At 70.9% G+C, this 19,761-nt stretch carries 17 protein-coding genes; 7 read left to right on the forward strand and 10 right to left on the reverse strand.

Annotation, left to right across the window (positions count from 1 at the left end):
• Positions 1 to 385: 385 nt before the first annotated feature.
• The 4 genes from ACFYOH_RS38165 to ACFYOH_RS38180 all read right to left on the reverse strand — a co-directional run bounded on the left by ACFYOH_RS38165 (position 386) and on the right by ACFYOH_RS38180 (position 3,541).
• On the reverse strand, positions 386 to 667 hold the full coding sequence (locus ACFYOH_RS38165) for an ANTAR domain-containing protein (RefSeq protein ID WP_388635498.1): 282 nt from the start codon (positions 665 to 667) through the stop codon (positions 386 to 388).
• A complete protein-coding gene (locus tag ACFYOH_RS38170) occupies positions 658 to 783 on the reverse strand; it encodes a hypothetical protein (RefSeq protein WP_388635500.1) in 126 nt (41 codons plus the stop codon). The genes ACFYOH_RS38165 and ACFYOH_RS38170 overlap by 10 nt, the downstream gene beginning before the upstream one ends.
• 95 nt (positions 784 to 878) lie before the next feature.
• The gene (speB, locus tag ACFYOH_RS38175; RefSeq protein WP_388635456.1) at positions 879 to 1,865 is read right to left on the reverse strand and encodes an agmatinase; all 987 of its coding nucleotides are present in this window, start codon (positions 1,863 to 1,865) and stop codon (positions 879 to 881) included.
• A gap of 74 nt (positions 1,866 to 1,939) precedes the next feature.
• On the reverse strand, positions 1,940 to 3,541 hold the full coding sequence (locus tag ACFYOH_RS38180) for an acyl-CoA carboxylase subunit beta (RefSeq protein ID WP_388635458.1): 1,602 nt from the start codon (positions 3,539 to 3,541) through the stop codon (positions 1,940 to 1,942).
• A 606-nt stretch (positions 3,542 to 4,147) separates the two neighbouring features.
• Between ACFYOH_RS38180 and ACFYOH_RS38185 the strand changes: the two genes are divergently transcribed.
• The 4 genes from ACFYOH_RS38185 (at position 4,148) to ACFYOH_RS38200 (ending at position 10,355) form a co-directional block, all read left to right on the forward strand.
• Entirely contained in the window at positions 4,148 to 6,961 is a 2,814-nt protein-coding gene (locus ACFYOH_RS38185) for an AAA family ATPase (RefSeq protein ID WP_388635460.1), read from the forward strand.
• Positions 6,942 to 7,874, forward strand: a complete 933-nt coding sequence (locus tag ACFYOH_RS38190; RefSeq protein WP_388635462.1) for a metallophosphoesterase family protein — start codon at positions 6,942 to 6,944, stop codon at positions 7,872 to 7,874. Before ACFYOH_RS38185 ends, ACFYOH_RS38190 begins: the two co-directional genes overlap by 20 nt.
• On the forward strand, positions 7,871 to 8,554 hold the full coding sequence (locus ACFYOH_RS38195) for a 4'-phosphopantetheinyl transferase (protein ID WP_388635464.1): 684 nt from the start codon (positions 7,871 to 7,873) through the stop codon (positions 8,552 to 8,554). Before ACFYOH_RS38190 ends, ACFYOH_RS38195 begins: the two co-directional genes overlap by 4 nt.
• A gap of 142 nt (positions 8,555 to 8,696) precedes the next feature.
• Positions 8,697 to 10,355, forward strand: a complete 1,659-nt coding sequence (locus ACFYOH_RS38200) for a flavin monoamine oxidase family protein (RefSeq protein ID WP_388635466.1) — start codon at positions 8,697 to 8,699, stop codon at positions 10,353 to 10,355.
• Positions 10,356 to 10,597: 242 nt separating this feature from the next.
• On the opposite strand, the gene ACFYOH_RS38205 is transcribed toward ACFYOH_RS38200, so the two are convergent.
• The 6 genes from ACFYOH_RS38205 to rfbD are packed head-to-tail and all read right to left on the reverse strand — an operon-like array spanning position 10,598 to position 16,409.
• Complete coding sequence (locus tag ACFYOH_RS38205; RefSeq protein ID WP_388635468.1) at positions 10,598 to 12,001, reverse strand: class I adenylate-forming enzyme family protein; 1,404 nt, start codon at positions 11,999 to 12,001, stop codon at positions 10,598 to 10,600.
• Positions 12,002 to 12,016: 15 nt separating this feature from the next.
• Positions 12,017 to 12,730 (reverse strand): thioesterase II family protein, encoded by a 714-nt coding sequence (locus tag ACFYOH_RS38210; RefSeq protein WP_388635470.1) that lies wholly within the window; start codon positions 12,728 to 12,730, stop codon positions 12,017 to 12,019.
• 8 nt (positions 12,731 to 12,738) lie between these two features.
• Positions 12,739 to 13,725: a dTDP-glucose 4,6-dehydratase gene (gene rfbB, locus ACFYOH_RS38215; RefSeq protein WP_388635472.1), complete on the reverse strand. Its 987-nt coding sequence runs from the start codon at positions 13,723 to 13,725 to the stop codon at positions 12,739 to 12,741.
• Entirely contained in the window at positions 13,722 to 14,789 is a 1,068-nt protein-coding gene (locus ACFYOH_RS38220; protein WP_388635474.1) for a glucose-1-phosphate thymidylyltransferase, read from the reverse strand. Before ACFYOH_RS38220 ends, rfbB begins: the two co-directional genes overlap by 4 nt.
• The gene (locus tag ACFYOH_RS38225; RefSeq protein WP_388635476.1) at positions 14,790 to 15,413 is read right to left on the reverse strand and encodes a dTDP-4-dehydrorhamnose 3,5-epimerase family protein; all 624 of its coding nucleotides are present in this window, start codon (positions 15,411 to 15,413) and stop codon (positions 14,790 to 14,792) included.
• Between the two features lie 3 nt (positions 15,414 to 15,416).
• A complete protein-coding gene (gene rfbD, locus ACFYOH_RS38230) occupies positions 15,417 to 16,409 on the reverse strand; it encodes a dTDP-4-dehydrorhamnose reductase (protein WP_388635478.1) in 993 nt (330 codons plus the stop codon).
• Between the two features lie 249 nt (positions 16,410 to 16,658).
• Here rfbD and ACFYOH_RS38235 point away from each other — a divergent pair, with 249 nt between their 5' ends.
• The 3 genes from ACFYOH_RS38235 (at position 16,659) to ACFYOH_RS38245 (ending at position 19,577) form a co-directional block, all read left to right on the forward strand.
• On the forward strand, positions 16,659 to 17,672 hold the full coding sequence (locus tag ACFYOH_RS38235; RefSeq protein ID WP_388635480.1) for an ABC transporter ATP-binding protein: 1,014 nt from the start codon (positions 16,659 to 16,661) through the stop codon (positions 17,670 to 17,672).
• Complete coding sequence (locus tag ACFYOH_RS38240; RefSeq protein WP_388635482.1) at positions 17,669 to 18,565, forward strand: ABC transporter permease; 897 nt, start codon at positions 17,669 to 17,671, stop codon at positions 18,563 to 18,565. The genes ACFYOH_RS38235 and ACFYOH_RS38240 overlap by 4 nt, the downstream gene beginning before the upstream one ends.
• A gap of 70 nt (positions 18,566 to 18,635) precedes the next feature.
• Positions 18,636 to 19,577: an ACP S-malonyltransferase gene (locus ACFYOH_RS38245; RefSeq protein WP_388635484.1), complete on the forward strand. Its 942-nt coding sequence runs from the start codon at positions 18,636 to 18,638 to the stop codon at positions 19,575 to 19,577.
• Positions 19,578 to 19,761: the final 184 nt, after the last annotated feature.

Genomic DNA, 19,761 nt, shown 5'->3' on the forward strand with positions numbered 1-19,761 from the left:
AGCCGCGCGTCGCCGTTGTGTTCGTCGGATGTCACCGCTGCGCAACGAAGATCGACGGCTCCCGCTGTCACTCAGCCGGAACGGTTGAGAAGCCTGCTTGAGGGCCGTGTGGAACTCGACTTCCTGCGCCATGTCCGGCTCGTTGATCTGCAACTCTGATAATCGTCGGTCGGCCCGTCGTCGGCGCGCTGTTCAGCGTCGGTAACGGGTACGACCAATCGCGCACATGGTTCCCGGCAGGAGCCCTGGACAACACCTGCTACGCCGTCCTGGCCAATCACATCGGCACCAGTGCGCCCTGCGGCGTGGCTACCCCCGGCGGGACGGGGCAGGCATTCGGTTACGTATCCGGCGGGAACGTTCGCTCCTCTTTGCCGCGTCGGCCTCACCTCTCGCTCCGGCCGCCGGCGGACGGGCCGCCGGGGTCGCGGCGTACGCGCTGGGCAATGTCGCGGAGTCTGACGTTGTGCTGCTGGGAAATGTGGCGCAGCACGTTGAAGGCGTCGTCTTCGCTGAGGCCGTGGCTTTCCCTGAGAGTAAGAACGCTGCCGGAGAGCGCGTGGGGAGGATCGACTACATAGGGCGGCACGCCCCTGGAAAAATCCTGAAGGGCGCATCTGCGCAGGACAACCTGGGGTGCCACCACATTGCCGCAGGTCAGTGCCACCAACCGGTGAATTCCACGACGTACGTGCCGAGGTCGTCGGCCTCGACGACGCCGGGGACGGAGCCACCGGAGCGGAGAGGTGCGACGTAGCGGGTTGCAGCGACCTCTCTCAGCATCCTCGAAGGTCCCCTCGCCCATCCGTCTCGCATTCATGAGCATAGTAACCAAGCGTGACAGCCGGGAGGAGTGCCGGAGCCGTCTTCGGCGGGTGTTACTTGGCCCCCCAGCGGGCCGGACCCATCTGACGGGACATGATCGTGACGAGTTCGTAGGCGACGTGGGAGGCGGCGACGGAGGTGATCTCGGCGTGGTCGTAGGCGGGGGCAACCTCGACGAGGTCGGCGGAGACCAGGCGGCAGTCGGACAGACCGCGGATGATCTCGAGCAGTTCGCGTGAGGTGAGACCGCCGGCCTCCGGGGTGCCGGTTCCCGGGGCGTGCGAGGGATCGAGGACGTCGATGTCGACGGAGATGTAGAGCGGGCGTTCGCCGACGCGTTCGCGCAGCTGCTGGACCACCTCGTCGACGCCGCGTCGCATCACGTCCGCGGAGCTCACGATGCCGAAGCCCAGCTTGGCGTCCTCGGCCAGGTCGTCCTGGTGGTAGATCGGCCCTCGGATGCCCACGTGGGACAGGGCCGAGGTGTCGAGGATGCCCTCTTCGACCGCGCGGCGGAACGGCGTGCCGTGGGCGTACTGCACGCCGAAGATGGAGTCCCAGGTGTCCAGGTGGGCGTCGAAGTGCAGCAGAGCCACGGGACCGTGCCGGCGCGCCACGGCACGCAGCAGGGGCAGGGCGATGGTGTGGTCGCCGCCCAGCGTCATCAACCGCGCGCCGGTGCCGAGCAGTTCGTCCGCGGCGGCCTCGATGGTCTCCACCGCCTCCTCGACGTTGTACGGGTTGGCGGTGATGTCTCCGGCGTCCGCCACCTGGGCGAAGTGGAACGGGTAGACCTGCTGGGCCGGGTTGTACGGGCGCAGCTGGCGCGACGCCTCGCGGATGGCGTTGCCGCCGAAGCGGGCCCCGGGCCGGTAGGAGACGCCCGAGTCGTACGGTACGCCGACCACGGCGATGTCGGTGTTGTCGACCTCGTCCAGCCGGGGCACTCGGCCGAAGGTCGCCGGACCGGCGTAGTGGAGGGTCCGGTCGGACTCCTCCGGGCCGCGCGGCGGGACGATGCCGTTGGGGTGGGCGTTCATGGTGGGTCCAGGGCCTTTCTCGGGGTGGTCGGTGCGGTGGCGGGCCTGGGCGGGGCCGGCTACGAAGTGCGCCGTCAGATCGGGGGGTTGCCGTGCTTGCGGGCCGGCAGGTCGGCGTGCTTCGTGCGCAGCACGGCGAGAGCACGAATCAGCACCTCGCGGGTGTCGGCGGGGTCGATGACGTCGTCGACCAGGCCGCGTTCCGCCGCGTAATAGGGGTGCATCAGCTCGGCCTTGTACTCCTTGACCATGCGCTCGCGCATGGCCTCGGGGTCTTCGGCCTCGGCGATCTGGCGGCGGAAGACGACGTTCGCCGCGCCTTCCGCACCCATCACGGCGATCTCGTTGGTCGGCCAGGCATAGGTCAGGTCCGCGCCGATGGACTGGGAGTCCATGACGATGTAGGCACCTCCGTAAGCCTTGCGCAGGATCAGCGAGATCCTCGGCACCGTCGCGTTGCAGTACGCGTACAGCAGCTTCGCACCGTGCCGGATGATGCCGTTGTGCTCCTGGTCGACGCCCGGGAGGAACCCCGGTACGTCCAGCAGCGTGATGAGCGGGATGTTGAAGGCGTCGCACATCTGGACGAAGCGGGCCGCCTTCTCGGACGCCTCGATGTCCAGGACGCCCGCCAGCACCCGGGGCTGGTTGGCGACGACGCCGACGACCTGACCGTCGAGGCGGGCCAGGGCGACGATGACGTTGGCCGCCCAGCGTTCGTGGACCTCCATGAACTCGCCGTCGTCGGCGATCTCCTGGATGACCTCGCGCATGTCGTACGGCCGGCTGCCGTCCACCGGCACGAGCTTCAGCAGGACGTCGGAGCGGCGGTCGGCGGGGTCGTCACCGGCTACGTCCGGTGGCATCTCGCGGTTGTTCTGCGGCAGGAGCGACAGCAGGTACCGCACCTCGGCGATGCAGGTCTCCTCGTCGTCGTACGCGAAGTGGCAGACACCGGAGGTCTCGGCGTGGACGTCGGCGCCGCCGAGCCCGTTCTGGGTGATCTCCTCACCCGTGACCGCCTTGACCACGTCCGGGCCCGTGATGAACATCTGCGAGGTCTCACGGACCATGAACACGAAGTCCGTCAGGGCGGGGCTGTACGCCGCGCCGCCCGCGCACGGGCCCAGCATCACCGAGATCTGCGGGATGACGCCGGACGCCTTGGTGTTGCGCTGGAAGATGCCGCCGTAGCCGGCCAGGGCGCTGACGCCCTCCTGGATGCGGGCGCCCGCACCGTCGTTCAGCGAGACCAGTGGGGCACCGGCCGCGATGGCCATGTCCATGATCTTGTGGATCTTGGTGGCGTGGGCCTCGCCCAGCGCGCCGCCGAAGATCCGGAAGTCGTGGGCGTAGACGAAGACCGTACGGCCCTCCACCGTGCCCCAGCCGGTGATGACACCGTCGGTGTACGGCTTCTTCGCCTCAAGGCCGAAGCCCTGCGCGCGGTGCCGGCGCAGCTGCTCGACCTCCTGGAAGGACCCCGGGTCCAGGAGCAGTTCGATCCGCTCCCGCGCCGTCAGCTTGCCCTTGGCGTGCTGCGCCTCGGTCGCCTGCTCGCTGGGGCCCGCCACGGCCCGGGCACGAATCGCGTGCAGCTCGGCGACCCGGCCGCGGGCATCGCCGGCGGCGGTCTTCGGGGCCGCCGTCGACTGCGTCGCCTCTGTCGTCGTCATTGGACCAGCTCCACCCCGGGCCCGGCAGCAGTCCGGGCGACATCATGGTCCGCGGCCCCGGCGGGCTCGCGCTCGATGATTGAATCCCGTACCCGCCGACGGTTCCACCTGCAACTCCCCCTAACCTTCGCCAGCAACCCCTAATCGTCGCCGCGCCCGCCCGGAGGAGCGGCGACCGGCGAGCGGGCCGCCGCGGAACACAGGACGTCACAGTTTGTGAATATCCTCTTACATAACACGCCGTCACCGCCAGGAGGGTTTTCTTCACGGGGCCCAGTCGTTGCTAGAGTCACCACCGCGGGCCTCGCGCAGAGGTTCGGAACCGACGCAACCGTCCCACCGTAAAAGCAACTGACCAGTGCTTTCCGGACATTGACGTCGACTTCGAGGCCCATGGGGAAGTGCCGGGCAGCCGCGGTCATCCGCTTCGCCCGGGTGTAGACACATGAGGTGCAAGCATTCTTACTGACGATCATTCGGACCCACCGCACACCACCCTTCGATGCCTACGAGCCTTTCTACTGATCGGTAGCGGACCAGTGCCCGGCGACATCTCTCGGGAGCTACCTCAATTCTTTGCGCGCAATTAACGGGAAGGAATTGACGATGTTGCTGGAACGGGATACGGAGACCGCGAGACTCACCCGGTTCCTCGCTGGTGAGGCGCACGGCCGGGGCCGGGTCGGCGTCGTCGCCGGCGCCGTCGGATCGGGGAAGACCGCCTTGCTGCACCGTGTGGCGGAACACGTCACGTCCCGCGGTGCGCGTCTGCTGAGCGCGGTCGGGGCCCCTGATGAACAGGCCTTTCCCTACGCGGTCGTGGAGCAGCTGATCCATGGGCTTCCGCCGGCGCCGTCGGGCCACCCGGCGGCCGCCGCGCAGGGTTCGCCACCGCAGCCGGTGGCAGCTCGGACCGAGGCGGCCCGCCACCACGCCCTCCACCCGGCGTTCCGGCAGCGGCTGGCCCGGGCGGCGTCGGCCGGGCCGGTGCTCATCGTCATCGACGACGTGCAGTTCGCGGACCCGGAGTCGCTGGCCTGCCTGACGCACACCTGGGAGCTGATGCCTGCCGAAACGTTCTCGCTGCTGGTCGCGCTGGGCTCCCCGGAGGCCGCGATGCCCGCCGCGCTCGCGGAACTCCCGCACCGGGCCGAGGTATGCGACGTCCGGCTCGGCCCGCTGACGGTGACGGGCGTGGAGGGCCTGCTGGCCGGGACGTACGGCACGGCGCACGCCGCGCGGTTCGCGCCCGCATGGCATGCCGCGACCGGCGGCAGTCCCCTGCTGGTGCACGCGCTGCTGGACGACACCTCGGGCCGCCCCCGCACCTCGGGCGCCTCCGCGGTCCGGGACGGGGCGGCCCCCGAGACCGGTGAGATGTTCCGGCAGGCGACGCTGGCCTGTGTGCACCGTCATGGTGCGGCGGGGTTGCGGGTCGCCCGGGCCGTCGCCGTGCTGGGCGGTGCCGAACGAGTGCGGCTGTTGTGCGCGTTGACCTCGCTCGAGGAGACGGCGGTCCGCGGATGCCTGGTCTCCCTCACCCGGGCGGGCATCCTGGACGGCACCGGCTTCCGGCACGAGGCCGCCCGACGTGCCGTGCTGCAGAACGTACCCGCGGAGCAGGCCGGCCGGTTCCGTTCGGACGCCGCGCGGTGGCTCCACGAGAACGGGGCCCCGGCGCTGGAGACGGCCCGCCAGCTGATCGCGCACGAGTCGGCCGTGCCCCACGAGGCATGGGCGGTCGCGGTCCTGCGGGAGGCGACGCGGCAGGCGCTCGACGAGGACGACACCGCCCTCGCCACGCAGTGCCTGCAGGCAGCCGAACGCTGCAGCACCGACGAGCAGGAGCGGCTCACGATCCAGGCGGACCTGGCCCAGCTCATCTGGCGGCTCAAGCCCTCGGCGTCCGGCCCCTGGATGCAGTCGCTGACCGAGCCGGCCCGGGCCGGCCTGCTGGCGCCCGCCCAGACGCTGCGCCTCGCGGTGGGGCTGCTGTGGAACGGGCGCACGGACGATGCCGCGGCACTGATCCGCCAGGTCGACGAGGCGATGTCGGGCAGGCCCGACCCGGTCCTCGACACCCAGGTGCGGACCGTCCAGATGATGCTGGCCACCACTTATCCCGACGCCCTCGGGGCGATCCGGGAGTTGTTGCAACGACTGGACGGCGCACAGCGTTCGCCGGCGGACACGGCCGGCAGCGACTCACTGCGGTCGTTCCGCCTGCTGCGCGCCGCGCTCTACCAGGAGTGGGACGAGTCCGCGACCGCCGAGGCGGACCGGCTCCTCGAGGCGAACCAGCCGACGGAGCAGGGATTCGACCAGGTGCGGGTGGCACTGCTGGCGCTGGTGTACGCCGACCGGCTGGAGCAGGCCAGGCGATGGTGCCAGCGGTTCCTGGCCGGGACGGAGGGCCGGTCCTTCCCGGGCTGGCAGACGGCGCTCAACGCGATGCGCGGTCAGATCTCGTTGCGCCAGGGCCGGTTGAGCGAGGCCGCGGAGTTCGTCGAGCGCGCGCTGGAGCAGCTGCCGGCCCACGCATGGGGGGTGGCCGTCGGCATGCCGCTCGGCACACTGGTGGAGGCCAGGACCGCGATGGGCCACCACAACCGCGCGGCCGAGCTGCTCGAGACCCCGATGGCGTCGACCATGTTCGCCACCCGGTACGGGGTGCACTACCTGTACGCGCGCGGCCGTCACCAGCTGGCCACCGGCCGCCACGACGCCGCCCTCGCCGACTTCCTGGCCTGTGGCGAGCGGATGACCGCCTGGCGGATGGACACCGCCTCCCTCGCGCCCTGGCGGCTGGGCGCGGCCGAGACCTGGCTGGCCCTGGGCGACCACACCAAGGCCGCCGCCCTGGCCAAGGAGCAACTGAACCGGCCCGGACAGCCGGCCGCCCGCGGCCCGGCGCTGCGGATCCTGGCCGCCACCCGGCCGCCCTGGGAGCGCATCGGGCTGCTCGGCCGGGCCCTGACCGCGCTGCGGGAGTCCGGGGACCGCTACGAGAGCGCTCGCGCCCTCGCCGATCTGGGTCAGGCGCACCGGCGGGTCGGCAATACCGCGCAGGGCAGGCAACTGGCCCGCAAGGCACGGGAGTCGGCCGACTCGTGCGGCGCCGAGGAGCTGAGCCGCTCCCTGCAGCCGGAGCCGGGGCGCGGCGCCGCGCCGGAGACCGGGCGGGACGGCGCGGACGCGGTGCGGCCGGACGCCGCGGCGCTGGCCTCCCTGACCGACGCCGAGCGGCGGGTCGCGGCGCTGGCCGTCTACGGCCACACCAACCGGGAGATCGCCGCGAAGCTGTTCATCACGGTCAGCACGGTCGAACAACACCTCACCCGGGTCTACCGCAAGATGAACATCAGTCACCGACAGGACCTCCCGGTCAGTTTGGACAGCGATGTCGCACACAGCGCATGACATACCGGCGCAGCCCGCCGAGCCGGCGAGATCCGGCGGGCAGTTGCTCGCCGTGAGCGATCTGCACATCGGTATGGCGGACAACCGGCCCATCACCGAGTCGCTGCGGCCGGGCTCGGACGGTGACTGGCTCCTGGTCGCCGGAGACGTGGGCGAGCTGACCACGGACATCGAGTGGGCGCTGCGGCTGCTGTCGCAGCGGTTCGCGAAGGTGGTGTGGGCGCCGGGCAACCACGAGCTGTGGACACCGCGCGAGGACCCCGTCCAGCTGCGCGGCGAGCGGCGGTACCGGTACCTGGTGGAAATGTGCCGGGGCCTCGGCGTGGTCACCCCGGAGGACCCGTACCCGGTGTGGGAAGGGGAGGACGGGCCGGTCGCGGTGGCCCCGCTGTTCCTGCTCTACGACTACTCCTTCCGGGCGCCGGGCGCCGCCACCAAGGAGGAGTCGCTGGCCCGGGCGCACGCCACGGGGGTGGTGTGCAGCGACGAGTACCTGCTGCATCCGGACCCCTACCCCACCCGGGAGGCGTGGTGCGCCGCCCGGGTCGAGGCCACCGAACGGCGGCTCGCGGCGCACGATCCGTCCGTGCCGCTGGTGCTGGTCAATCACTATCCGCTGCTGCGCGAGCCCACCGAGGTGCTGTGGTACCCGGAGTTCGCCCAGTGGTGCGGCACCGTGCGGACGGCGGACTGGCACCGCAGGTTCCGCACCGCGGCGGTGGTCTACGGCCATCTGCACATCCCCCGGACGACCTGGCACGACGGGGTGCGGCACGAGGAGGTCTCGGTCGGCTACCCGCGTGAGTGGCGGCGCCGGGGACATCCGCGGGGGCTGCTGCGCCGGATCCTGCCGCATCCTCCCGCCCCCGCCGGAAGCGGCGCGGACGGCGTCGGGCAGCGGGAGAGCGTGTGATCGGCGAGCTGATGCCGGGGACGGTCGTGTGCGCCGAGGCGTTCGAGGACCGGGACGAGGAGGCGCTGTTTCCCGAGGAGCGCCGGGTGCTGGGGCATGCGATCGAACGCAGGCGCCGGGAGTTCGCCACCGTACGGGCGTGTGCCCGGCAGGCGCTGGCCGGTCTGGGCCTGCCCCCGGCGCCGGTGCTGCCCGGGGTGCGCAACATCCCGCAGTGGCCCGCCGGGGTGGTGGGCAGCATGACGCACTGCGACGGCTACCGCGCCGCCGCGCTGGCCCGGGCGTCGGACGTGACCGCCGTCGGCATCGACGCGGAGCCCGACGGGCCGCTGCGGCAAGGGGTGCTGGAGTCCATCGCGCTGCCCCGGGAACTGGCCTGGGCGCGGACTGCGTCGCCGGTCCCGGTGCATCGGGACCGGCTGCTGTTCAGCGCCAAGGAGTGCGTGTACAAGGCGTGGTTCCCGATGATGCGCAGCGAACTGGACTTCGACGACGCGGAGATCATCTTCTCCGGGACCGCGGGGGCGGGGCCGGAACAGGGCGCTCACGGTGCCTTCCACGCGCGGATCCTGCGCCCGGCACGCAACGCCGCGGGGCGACATGTGGGGGCCTTCTCGGGACGCTGGGCGGCCCGGCGCGGGCTGCTGGTCACGGCGATCGTGCTGGCGGCCGCGCCCTGAAGTCGCCGCGTCGGCCCCGGAGAGGGCGGCCCGGGGTCGGTAGGGGTTGTCCGCCCGGAGCGGCCCTCCCTAGCGTGAGAGCGCCGGGGCGATCTGCGATTCCGCGGCCCCGTTGCCGACACGGCCGAGAGGTTTTTCCACCATGTCGACTGCCGGCCCCTCCCCGACCACCATGCTGGTGCCGGACTTCCCCTTCTCCTACGACCGCTGGCTGAGCCATCCGGCCGGGCTGGGTGTGCTCCCCGAAGCACTGCGGGGCACCGAAGTCGCGGTCGTCGGAGGTGGCATGGCCGGGATGACGGCGGCGTACGAGCTGATGCGGCTCGGGCTGCGGCCCGTGGTGTACGAGACCGGGCAACTGGGCGGCAGGATGCGTTCGGTGCCCTTCCCGGAGGATCCGCGGTACGTGGCCGAGATGGGCGCCATGCGCTTCCCGCTGTCGGCCCGGTCGCTGTTCCACTACGTCGGCATGCTCGGTCTCGCCACCCGTCCCTTCCCCAACCCGCTGGCCGCGTGCACCCCGAGCACCGTCGTCGATCTGGGCGGCAGCCGGCACCTGGTGCGGTCCGCGGACGAACTGCCTGGGCTCTACCAGGAGGTGGCCGAGGCCTGGGCCAAGGCGCTGCAGGAGCGTGCCGAGTTGTCCACCGTGCGGGACGCCATCCAGCGGCGGGACACGGAGACCCTGAAAGCCGTGTGGAACCGGCTGGTCACCGAATTCGACGACCAGTCCTTCTACGGCTTCCTCGCCACGACCCCGGCCTTCCAGTCGTTCCGGTACCGGGAGACGTTCGGCCAGGTCGGGTTCGGCACGGGCGGCTGGGACACGGACTTCCCCAACTCCTTCCTGGAGATCCTCCGCGTGGTGTTCACCGAGGCGGACGACAACCAGGTGCTGATCGACGGTGGCGCCCAGCAGGTGCCGCTGGGCCTGTGGCATCACGTTCCCGCCGATCCGGTGCACTGGCCGGCGGGAACGTCCCTGGCGGCCCTGCACGGCGAGTCGCCGCGCCCGGGAGCGGTCGGGCTGAGGCGCACCGCGGGCGGCATAGCGGTACGGGACGCCGGCCAGGAGGAGCGCGAGTATCCGGCGGTCGTGTACACCCCGCACGTGTGGACGCTGCTGCACCGCGTCGACTGCGACCCGGCGCTGCTGCCGGCCGCGCACTGGACGGCGGTCGAGCGCACCCACTACATGGGGGCGTCCAAGCTGTTCGTGCTGGTGGACCGCCCGTTCTGGCGGGACGTCGACCCGGTGACCGGGCAGCACGTGATGAGCATGACGCTCACCGACCGGCTGCCGCGCGGTGTCTACCTGTTCGAGGAGGGCCCCGACCGGCCGGCCGTGATGTGCCTGTCGTACACCTGGAACGACGACTCGCTGAAGGTCGCCACCCTCTCCGCGGAGGAGCGGCTGCGGGTGCTGCTGGCGCGCCTGTCGGAGATCTACCCGGACACCGACATCCGCTCGCACATCATCAGCGAGCCGATCACCGTCACGTGGGAGACCGAACCCCACTTCATGGGCGCGTTCAAGTCCAACCTGCCGGGCCAGTACCGCTATCAGCGGCGGCTGTTCACCCAGTTCGTGCAGGAGGGCATGACCCTCGCGCAGCGAGGGTTCTTCCTGTGCGGGGACGACGTCTCGTGGACGGCCGGCTTCGCCGAGGGTGCGGTGACCACGGCGCTCAACGCCGTGTGGGGAGTCCTGCACCACCTGGGCGGTGCCGCACACCCCGCCAACCCGGGGCCGGGTGACCTCTTCGAGGCGCTCGCTCCCGTGGAGCTGCCGTACGCCTGAGGCGATGGTGCGGCCGGCCGGTGCTGATCAGCCCGGCCGACCGTGCCGCGATCGACGAGCGCGCCGGGAAGCCGCCGATGCCGCCGGCCTCACGGCCGGCGGCGCGTCCGCGTCTCACCGCACTGCGGGACGCCGACGGCGAGGACGCCCTCGCGCTCTCCGGCGGCGAAGACGTCCTCGCACTCGCCGGCCTCACCGGCGCTCTCATCCGCTGCCGGCGCACCGCTGGCCGGGACGTTGCCCTACTGCTGGGCGAGCTCGGCCAGGCGGTGCTTGTCGGGCTTGCCGTTGCGGTTGAGCGGGAAGCTGTCGAGAACCAGGACGCGGTTGGGCTGCTCGAAGGCGGGCAGCAGGCCCGTCAGCACCTCGCGCCAGTGTGCGGCGTCCCGCCCCTCCTCGTCCTCCACGAAGAACACCAGCTGGGTACCGCGCCGCTCGTCCGGCAGCGGAACGATCCGCACCGGGCAGTCGGCGGCTTCCGCCTTCCGTTCGATCATCTCGGGATAGAGGGTGTAGCCGTTGCGGTGCACGGCGAGCTTGCGGCCCAGGACGAACAGGTTGCGGTGCTCGTCGAGGTAGCCGAGGTCGCCGGTCGCCTGCCAGCCGGACGGCACGCGGGCAACGGTTCCGTCCTCGTCCAGATGGCCCTCCAGGCCGTCGGGGGTGTCGACCTCGATCTCCCCCGGCTCGCCCGCGGCCAGCGGGAGCCCCGTTTCGTCGACGATCCTCACCTCGATGCCGTCCATGGCCCGGCCGCAGGCGACCGGGTTGTCCAGGGTGGCGAAGGCGATGTTGCCGAGTTCGGTGCTTCCGTAGCTGTCCAGCAGCGGCAGGCCGAACTCGGCCTGGTAGCGCGCCACCAGCGGAGCGTCCAGCGGGGCGGCGCCGACGCAGAACATCCGCACCGACTCCAGGTGGGTGCGCAGCGCCGGCTTGCGGGTGACCAGGTTGAGCATGCTGCGGTAGCTCGACGGCGTGGCGTCGATGACGGTGGTACCGGTCTGCCCGGCCATCCGCAGCGCGTGGTCGAGCCGCCGGTAGGGGGCGATCACCAGTGAGCAGCGGGTCAGCCAGGCGATCAGGACCATCGACAGTCCGTACTGGTGCGCGAAGGGCAGCAGCGGCAGCAGTACGTCGTCGGGGCGGTGGCCCACCTGTGCGGCGTTGCGTTCCAGGTTGCGCAGGAACTTCGCGCCGTTCTTGACGACGCCCTTGGGGGAGCCGGTGGAGCCGGACGTCCACATGATGAGTCCGTCGGGCAGGCGGCCCCAGGTGTCGAAGTCGAGTCGGTCCTCCATGCCGGTGAGGCCGGCGGAGGGCACCAGCAACTCGTAGAGATGCACCGGATCGGCCTCGCGGTCGACGGGCGCGTCGTCGTCCACGAAGACGACCTTCGTACCGGTCCGCAGGGCGATGCGGCGGGTTTCCTCGGCGCGCTCCTGCTGGTCGACCAGCACGATGGAGGCGCCGACGTGCATCAGGGCGAACAGCACCGACAGGTAGGCGGTGGAGTTCCCCGCCTTCAGCATGACCCGGTCTCCGGGGCCGACGCCGCGGTCCCGGATCACGCTGGCGACACGCAGCGCGTCCTGCTCGAAAGCGTCGAGGGTCTGCACCGAGTCGGCACCGAATATTTTCGCTGTCATCGTAGGCTCCCTGTCCTACTCGGCGTCCATGGTCCTTGCGTTGCGCGGGTGGTGGGTCGGGTCGAGCAGCCGCAGCTCTCCCCCGGGTCCCGGCGGTTCCGGCGGGTCGAAGGGCGAGAGGGACATGAGTTGGTCGTGCACGATGTTGACGACCTCGCGTTTGTGCGATTCCAGGCAGCCGCGGGCCCCGGAGAGCGTCTCCAGGTCGAAGCGGCCGCTGGTGCAGCGCCGCCAGGCGCGGACCCCCGCCGGGGTGAGGCGGGGATCGCGGTCGGCGGCCAGTGCCACGATGCGGCAGCGGAGCGTCGGGGGGCCGAGCGGTGCGTGCACGCACGGCGCGTTGCTGCCGGAGACGAACAGGGTCTGCAGCAGTGCGGCGGTCTCCCGCTCCAGCCGTTCGGCCACCCGGTAGGCGAGCCGGGCACCCGCGCGGTGCCCGAGGAACGCGAGCCGGGAGCCGGTGAAGCCGGCGAGTGTCTCGAATATCCTGGAGGCCATTTCCTCGGAGTCGCAGACGGGTTCGGGCCTGTGGTCGCCGAGGTCGCCCGAGTCGCCGGGGTACTGGATCAGCAGCACCTCGACGGTGGGCAGCAGCAGTTCCGCCAGTCCGAGGTAGCGCCCGGTGGCACGCGTGTGGCCCGGAAAGCAGATGAGTCGGAAACTGCTCGGGGTCTCCGGTTGCAGAATCCTGATGAGCCCGATGTCGTCGGGTGTTTTCTCGTGGGTCATGGAATGGGTCATGGAGTCGGCAGCCCCTGCCTGAGCGGGGTCCACACCTTGTGGTTGTTGCGGTACCACTCGACCGTCTCGGTGATCCCGAGGGCGAAGTCGACCATCGGCCGGTAGCCGAGGTCGTCACGGATCCTCGACCAGTCGACGCAGTAGCGGCGGTCGTGTCCCTTGCGGTCGGTGACCGGCTCGACGCGGTCCCAGTCCGCACCGCACGCCTTCAGCAGGATCTCCGTTAGCTGACGGTTCGTCAGTTGTGTGCCGCCGCCGATGTTGTAGACCGCTCCCGGGGTGCCGCGGGTGAGCACCGTGAGGAGGGCACGGCAGTGGTCGTCGACGTGCAGCCAGTCGCGCACGTTCTCGCCGTCGCCGTACAGCGGGACCGTGCCGCCGCCGAGCAGGCGGGAGACGAAGAGCGGGATCACCTTCTCCGGGTACTGGTAGGGGCCGTAGTTGTTGGAGCAGCGGGTCACCCGCACGTCGAGGCCGTGGGTACGGTGGTGGGCGAGGGCCAGCAGGTCGCTGGACGCCTTGGACGCGGCGTAGGGGGAGCTGGGCCGCAGGGGATCGTCCTCGCGGGAGGCGCCGGTGGGCACCGAGCCGTAGACCTCGTCGGTCGACACGTGCACGAACGGTCCGACGCCGTGCCGCAGTGCGGCCTCCAGCAGCACCGAGGTGCCCAGCACGTTGGTGGTCACGAAGTCCCCGGCCGCCGCGATGGAGCGGTCGACGTGCGACTCGGCGGCCAGGTGGACGACGGCGTCGTGTTCCGGCATCACCCGGTTCACCAGCTCCGCGTCGGTGATGTCACCGTGGACGAACGCGAAACCGGGTTCGTCCGCCACCGGTGCGAGGTTCTCCCGGCGGCCCGCGTAGGTGAGTTTGTCGAGGGCGGTGACATGCACGTCGTCACCGAGCGGTCTGCCGGCCCCGAGGATCGTACGGACCAGGTGGGAGCCGATGAAACCGGCGGCGCCGGTGATCAGAAGTCTCATGAACGGATCTGCACTTTGCTGTGGTCGCCGAGGATCAGGCGGTGGGCTTGGGGGACGCGCGGCGCGGGGGTGACCTGGACGTGCCGTCCGATCATGGACGCCTCGATGCGGCGTACGCCGTCGATGCCGGCGCCGGTCAGGACGATGGAGTACTCGATCTCGCTGTCCGCGATGGTGCAGTGGTCGGCGACCGAGGTGAACGGGCCGATGTAGGAGTCCTCGACGCGGCTGCCCCGTCCGATGATCGCCGGTCCCACGATCCGGGACCGCGCAACTGTGGCGCCGGCTTCCACGACCACCCTGCCGACGAGCTCGCTGGCCTCGTCGACCGTGCCGTCGCAACGCGGGTCCAGCCGGTCCAGGACCGAGCGGTTGACCTCCAGCATGTCGGCCGCGTTGCCGGTGTCCTTCCAGTAGCCGGTGACCACCGAGGAGCGGACGTCGGTGCCGTGGTCGATGAGCCACTGGATGGCGTCGGTGATCTCCAGTTCGCCGCGCGCGGAGGGCCGGATCGCGGCGACCGCGTCGTGGATGGCGGGGGTGAAGAAGTACACCCCGACCAGGGCCAGGTCTCCCTTGGGGAACCGCGGTTTCTCCTCGAGCCGGATGACGCGGCCGGCGTCGTCCAGTTCGGCCACGCCGAAGGCCGACGGGTCAGCGACCCGGGTGAGCATGATCTGCGCGTCGGGCCCCGCCCGCCGGAAGTCGGCCAGTTGCGCGCGGATACCGCCGACCAGGAAGTTGTCCCCCAGGTACATCACGAAGTCGTCGTCGCCGAGCCAGTCGCGTGCGGTGCGCACGGCGTGCGCCAGGCCCAGCGGGCGGTCCTGCGGGATGTAGGTGACGCGGATGCCGAAGGTCGTGCCGTCGCCGACCGCGCCGCGGATTTCCTGCGCGGTGTCGCCGACGATGATGCCGACGTCCGTGATGCCGGCCTCCGCGATGCCCTCCAGCACGTAGAAGAGGATCGGTTTGTTGGCGACCGGGACGAGTTGTTTCGCCGAGGTGTGGGTCAGGGGCCGCAGGCGGGTGCCGGACCCCCCGGCCAGGACGAGCGCCTTCACTCAGGCCTCCAGGACGGTTGTGGGCGCCGCGGGACGCGGCGGGAGGGAGCGCAGGTGGCGTCGGCACTCCTCGTACGAGGGCAGTAGGCCGGCGGCCTCCAGCTGGGCGAGCCCGGGTGCGGCGGCGTCCTTCTCGGAGAGCACCGGTGGGATGTCCGGCCACTGGATCCCGAGGTCCGCGTCGAGCGGGTGGACGCCGTGCTCGCGGCTCGGCTGGTAGCCGGTGGAGCACAGGTAGACGACGGTGGCGTCGTCGGTGAGCGCCTGGAACGCGTGGCCGAGGCCCTCGGTGAGGAACACGGCGTCGCGGTCGCGGTCGTCGAGTTCGACGGCCTCCCACTGTCCGAAGGTGGGTGAGCCGGTGCGCAGGTCCACCACCACGTCGCGCACCGCGCCGCGTACGCAGGTGACGTACTTGGCCTGGCCGGGCGGGACGTCGGCGTAGTGCACCCCGCGCAGCACGCCGCGGCGCGAGACGGAGCAGTTGGCCTGGGCCGGGTCGAGGTCGCGGCCGGTGGCCTCGCGAAACAGGTCGCCGCGGAACCACTCGAGGAAGGTGCCGCGCGGGTCTCCGAACTGGCGCGGGCGGTACCGCCAGGCGCCTTCGATGGACAGGGGTTCCATGGTTCAGCCGACCTCCGTCGCCGCGGCACGCGCGTGCTGTGCCGGTGACCCGCTCTGTGTGATCGCCTCGTGGAGCGCCGCCCGCCAGGGGCGCGGGGCGGGCAGGCCGGCCTCGGCCCAGCGGTCGTGGCCGAGCACGCTCCAGGCCGGCCGTCGTGCGGGGCACACCAGTTGGTCGCTGCCGATCGGCCGTACCCGCAGCGGGTCGGCGCCCAGCAGCCGGAAGACCTCCTGCGCCAGTTCGTACCAGGTGGTCCGCCCGGCGCCGGTGGCGTGGAAGACACCGCACGTCCGGTCCCGGGGCAGCGAGCCGAGGGCGACCAGGGCTTCGGCGACGTCGGGCGCCCAACTGGGCTGTCCGTGCTGGTCGTCGACCACGTCGACGGTCCGGTCCGGCTCGGCCGCGAACCGGGCCATGGTGCCCACGAAGCCGGTGATCGGGAGACCCCCGGGCGGGGTGTCCCCGTCGGCGGCCGGCCCGTACAGCCAGGAGGTGCGCACGACGGTGGCCTGCGGAAGCTCCGCCAGCACGGCGCGCTCACCCGCCAGCTTGGTACGCCCGTAGGCGGTAAGGGGCTGCGGTGGCGCGTCCTCCGCGTACGGCGTGCCCCGGTGCTCGGGGTCGCCGCCGAACACGTAGTCGGTGGAGACGTGCAGCAGCCGGGCAGCGGAGCCGGCGCAGGCCCGGGCGAGGTGGCGCGGGCCCGTGACATTGACCAGGGCGGCGGCGCTCTCGTCGCGCTCCGCGGCGTCGACGTCAGTCCACGCGGCGCAGTTGACGACCGTGTGCGGACGATGTGCGGCGACGGCTTCCGAGACGGCGCGCCGGTCCGTGATGTCCAGGTCACCGTGTCCCAGCGCCACCGTCTCGGCGCCAGCCGTCTCCAGCAGCGCCCGCACCGCGCGTCCCAGCGTGCCGCCCGCGCCCACCAGCAGCCACCCGAATCCGGCCGGCGACCGCGCTGATATGTGCGAAGAATCCTTCGAGGCGATCACACGGCGATGCTACGGGTTATTCGGGTATTGCCATACCCGCCTTTTCCCCCTACGCACCCCTAACCCCCCACACTCACCCCTGACTTGGGGCCCGTGCGGGCCACGGGAAAAGAAACCGTGCTACACATGGCGGGCACCTTTGTCACGTTCCTTTCCGTCGGCGCACACATCGCGCAGCCAGGCCGCACGCGACCCTCGCGGCAGAACGCCGGTGCGGCGGTGTCGCGTCCAGCTTGATTCACAGGTTTCATGAATACAACACGTGCCGCGGATTCCGCCGTCCTCGTCGACGGACTGGTCAAAAAATATCCCGACCGAGAACAATTCGCCGTCGAAGACCTCAGCTTCAGCGTGAACCACGGGGAAGTCTTCGGCTTCCTCGGTCCGAACGGAGCGGGGAAGACCACCACGATCGGCATTCTCACCACCCGGGTGGCCCCCACCGCGGGGCGCGCCTTCGTGATGGGTGTCGACGTGGTGGCCAAGCCCGCGCTGGCCCGCCAGTCGTTCGCCGTCGTACCACAACGCAACAACCTCGACCGCTCACTGACCATCCGGCAGAACCTCGTCTTCCACGCCGGATACCACGGGCTCCCCCGCTCCGAACGCAACCGACTGGCGGACGAGAGCCTGGAGTTCGTCGGACTGACCGACCACGGCCAGGCGCGCGCCGACGAGGTGTCCGGCGGCCAGGCCCAGCGCGTCATGATCGCCCGGGCGCTGATGCACCGGCCACGGGTGCTGTTCCTCGACGAGCCCGCCACCGGCCTGGACCCCCAGTCGCAGCTGTTCGTGCACGACCGGGTGGCCGAACTCAGCGGCCGGGGCGTCACCGTGGTCATCACCACCCACAACATGGACGAGGCCGAGAAGCTGTGCGACCGGGTGGGCATCGTCGACCACGGCAAGCTCCTCGCCCTCGACACCCCGCAGGCCCTGATGAAGACGCTCAGCAACACCTCGGTCTCCGTCACGGTGGCACCGCCGCCGAACGGGGTCGAGGAGGTCCTGGCGCGTCTGAAGCGGATCGAGTCCGTGGCGGGCGTCGAGGTTCTGCACCAGGACGGGGACGACGAACTCGACCTCGACTTCCGTCCGAAGGACGTACGGCTGAAGGTCTACAGCGACGCCGCTTCCTCGACGATCCTCCCGACCGTGATCCGCGCCCTCGCCGAAGCCGGCTGCGAGGTCAAGGACATGAGCGTCGGCAACTCCACCCTCGAAGACGTCTTCGTCGAGCTGACCGGCAGGGAGCTGCGATGACCACCCCCGCCACGTCCGCGCCCACCGAGGACACCGCCCCCGAGGCGGACGACCCGACGGCCACCGCCGAGCCCCAGGCACAGCCGACCGCCCGCGGCGGCCGGCACCGGCGCCGGGCCACCCGCTGGCGGACCTTCTGGTTCATCCTGTGGCGGGACATCTTCGTCACCGGCCGTGAGATCGCGCCGTTCCTCGGCCAGGTCCTCGTGGAGCCCTTCTTCATCCTCTTCGTCTTCGGCAAGGTGCTCGGCAACCTCGGCTACACCACGCCGGGGTTCGAACAGGTGCTGCTGCCGGGCGTCGTCGCGCTCAACAGCTTCCTGGTGAGCCTGCAGAACACCGCCCTGCCGCTGGCCATCGACTTCTCCTACACCAAGGAGATCGAGGACCGGCTGCTGGCGCCGATCCCCGTGGTGCTGGTCGCGATCGAGAAGGTGCTGTTCGGTGCCATACGCGGGCTGATCGGCTCGCTGGTCATGATCCCGATCGGCCTGCTCCTCCTCGACCACGTCTCCTGGCCGCTGCACACCCTGCCGGCCACCCTGGGCATCCTGTCGCTGGGCGGTCTGGTCGGCGGCACGGTGGGCCTGACCCTGGGCACGCTGGCCCCGGCGCGGCACATCAGCATCGTCTTCGCCATGACGCTCACGCCGATCATGTTCACCGGCGCCACCCAGTTCCCCTGGGCGAGCCTGTCCCACATCCGCTGGTTCCAGATCCTGTGCACCCTCAACCCGCTGACCTACGTCAGCGAGGCGATGCGCGGCCTGCTGCTGCCGTCCGGCGGACCGCACTCGATTCCGCTGCCCATCTGCATAGGCGCCATCGCCGCGGGATCCCTGGTCTACGGATTCATCGGAATCCGCGGTTTCCACCGCCGCGCGCAGGACTAGGCCCGTGCACCCGGTGGGAATCGACGGAATTCAGCACCACCCCCGAGCAGCAAAGGGCGTTCACACGACCATGACGACGACATCCACGGCGTCCCGCACCGCGATCGTGTTTCCCGGAATGGGACCTTCCAAGTTCGCCGAAGTGGGGAAGTTCCTGCTCCTGGACCCCTTCGCACGGGCCCGTCTCGCCGAGGCCGACCAGGCTCTGGGCACCTCGGTCTTCGACAACTTCAGGGAACAGACGGACGACTACTCCGAATTCAGCCAGGTGGCCTTTCTGGTCAACTCCATGGCCATGGCCGACCGCGCCGAGGAGACCCTCGGTGTCGTACCGGACATCTGCGTGGGCCCGAGCTTCGGGCAGAAGGCGGCGGCGACCTACGTCGGCTCGCTGCCGTTCGCGGAGGTGGTCCGGCTCACGGCGGAGCTCGCCCGGCTCGAGGAGGACTTCTTCGGCCGGGAGTACACCGACGTGGTCACCCATTCCTTCGTGCGCACCCCCGAGGAGCGCCTCGCCGAGATCCTCGCCGACTTCGACGAGCGCGGTGTGTGGTACGAGTTCTCCGGCCACCTCGACCGCGGCTTCACGATGCTCTCGCTGCGGGAGACCGAACTGGAGGAGTTGAAGGAGCGGATCAGCAAGGCGGGCGGCTACTCGATGTACAGCATGCGCCCGCCGGTGCACGCCCCGGCCTTCGCCGCCCTGCGCCGCCGGGCCGAGGAGGAGGTCTTCTCCCGCTACGCGTTCGCCGATCCGAAGCTGCCCGTGGTGACCGACCAGGACGGCACGGTGATCAACTCGGCGGACGAGCTGCGCACCATGATGCTGGACACCTTCGACCGGCCCATCAACTGGCCCGCCGTCGTGGCCGCGTTGAAGGACTTCGGTGTGTCCAGGGTGTGCGTGACAGGACCGGACAACCTCTTCCACCGCCTGGACTGCACCAAGGACAACTTCGAGGTCGAGGCCGTGGGCCTGCCCAAGCGATCGCGCCCCCGCAGGTCCTCGTGATCTGACGCACCCGACGCCCGGAACTCTCCGGCACCGAAACCCAAGGGCCGGGCCCCCCCCGCGGCGGGGGCGGCCCCCCGCCGGGGGGGGGGCGCCCCGCCCCCCCCCCCCCCCCCCCCACGGCCCCCCCCCCCCCCCGGGGGGCCCCGGGCGGGTGCAACATACGGGAGAGGGTTGGCCGGGC

Origin of the sequence: Streptomyces sp. NPDC007856, from assembly GCF_042868225.1 — a bacterium.
Lineage (GTDB): Bacteria > Actinomycetota > Actinomycetes > Streptomycetales > Streptomycetaceae > Streptomyces.

Excerpts from the sequence above, each read along its gene's own strand:
- ACFYOH_RS38170 (WP_388635500.1), bottom strand. The coding sequence starts at position 783 with ATGCTGAGAGAGGTCGCTGCAACCCGCTACGTCGCACCTCTCCGCTCC.
- speB (WP_388635456.1), bottom strand. The coding sequence starts at position 1,865 with ATGAACGCCCACCCCAACGGCATCGTCCCGCCGCGCGGCCCGGAGGAG.
- ACFYOH_RS38180 (WP_388635458.1), bottom strand. The coding sequence starts at position 3,541 with ATGACGACGACAGAGGCGACGCAGTCGACGGCGGCCCCGAAGACCGCC.
- ACFYOH_RS38185 (WP_388635460.1), top strand. The coding sequence starts at position 4,148 with ATGTTGCTGGAACGGGATACGGAGACCGCGAGACTCACCCGGTTCCTC.
- ACFYOH_RS38190 (WP_388635462.1), top strand. The coding sequence starts at position 6,942 with ATGTCGCACACAGCGCATGACATACCGGCGCAGCCCGCCGAGCCGGCG.
- ACFYOH_RS38200 (WP_388635466.1), top strand. The coding sequence starts at position 8,697 with ATGTCGACTGCCGGCCCCTCCCCGACCACCATGCTGGTGCCGGACTTC.
- ACFYOH_RS38205 (WP_388635468.1), bottom strand. The coding sequence starts at position 12,001 with ATGACAGCGAAAATATTCGGTGCCGACTCGGTGCAGACCCTCGACGCT.
- ACFYOH_RS38210 (WP_388635470.1), bottom strand. The coding sequence starts at position 12,730 with ATGACCCACGAGAAAACACCCGACGACATCGGGCTCATCAGGATTCTG.
- rfbB (WP_388635472.1), bottom strand. The coding sequence starts at position 13,725 with ATGAGACTTCTGATCACCGGCGCCGCCGGTTTCATCGGCTCCCACCTG.
- ACFYOH_RS38225 (WP_388635476.1), bottom strand. The coding sequence starts at position 15,413 with ATGGAACCCCTGTCCATCGAAGGCGCCTGGCGGTACCGCCCGCGCCAG.
- ACFYOH_RS38235 (WP_388635480.1), top strand. The coding sequence starts at position 16,659 with ATGAATACAACACGTGCCGCGGATTCCGCCGTCCTCGTCGACGGACTG.
- ACFYOH_RS38240 (WP_388635482.1), top strand. The coding sequence starts at position 17,669 with ATGACCACCCCCGCCACGTCCGCGCCCACCGAGGACACCGCCCCCGAG.
- ACFYOH_RS38245 (WP_388635484.1), top strand. The coding sequence starts at position 18,636 with ATGACGACGACATCCACGGCGTCCCGCACCGCGATCGTGTTTCCCGGA.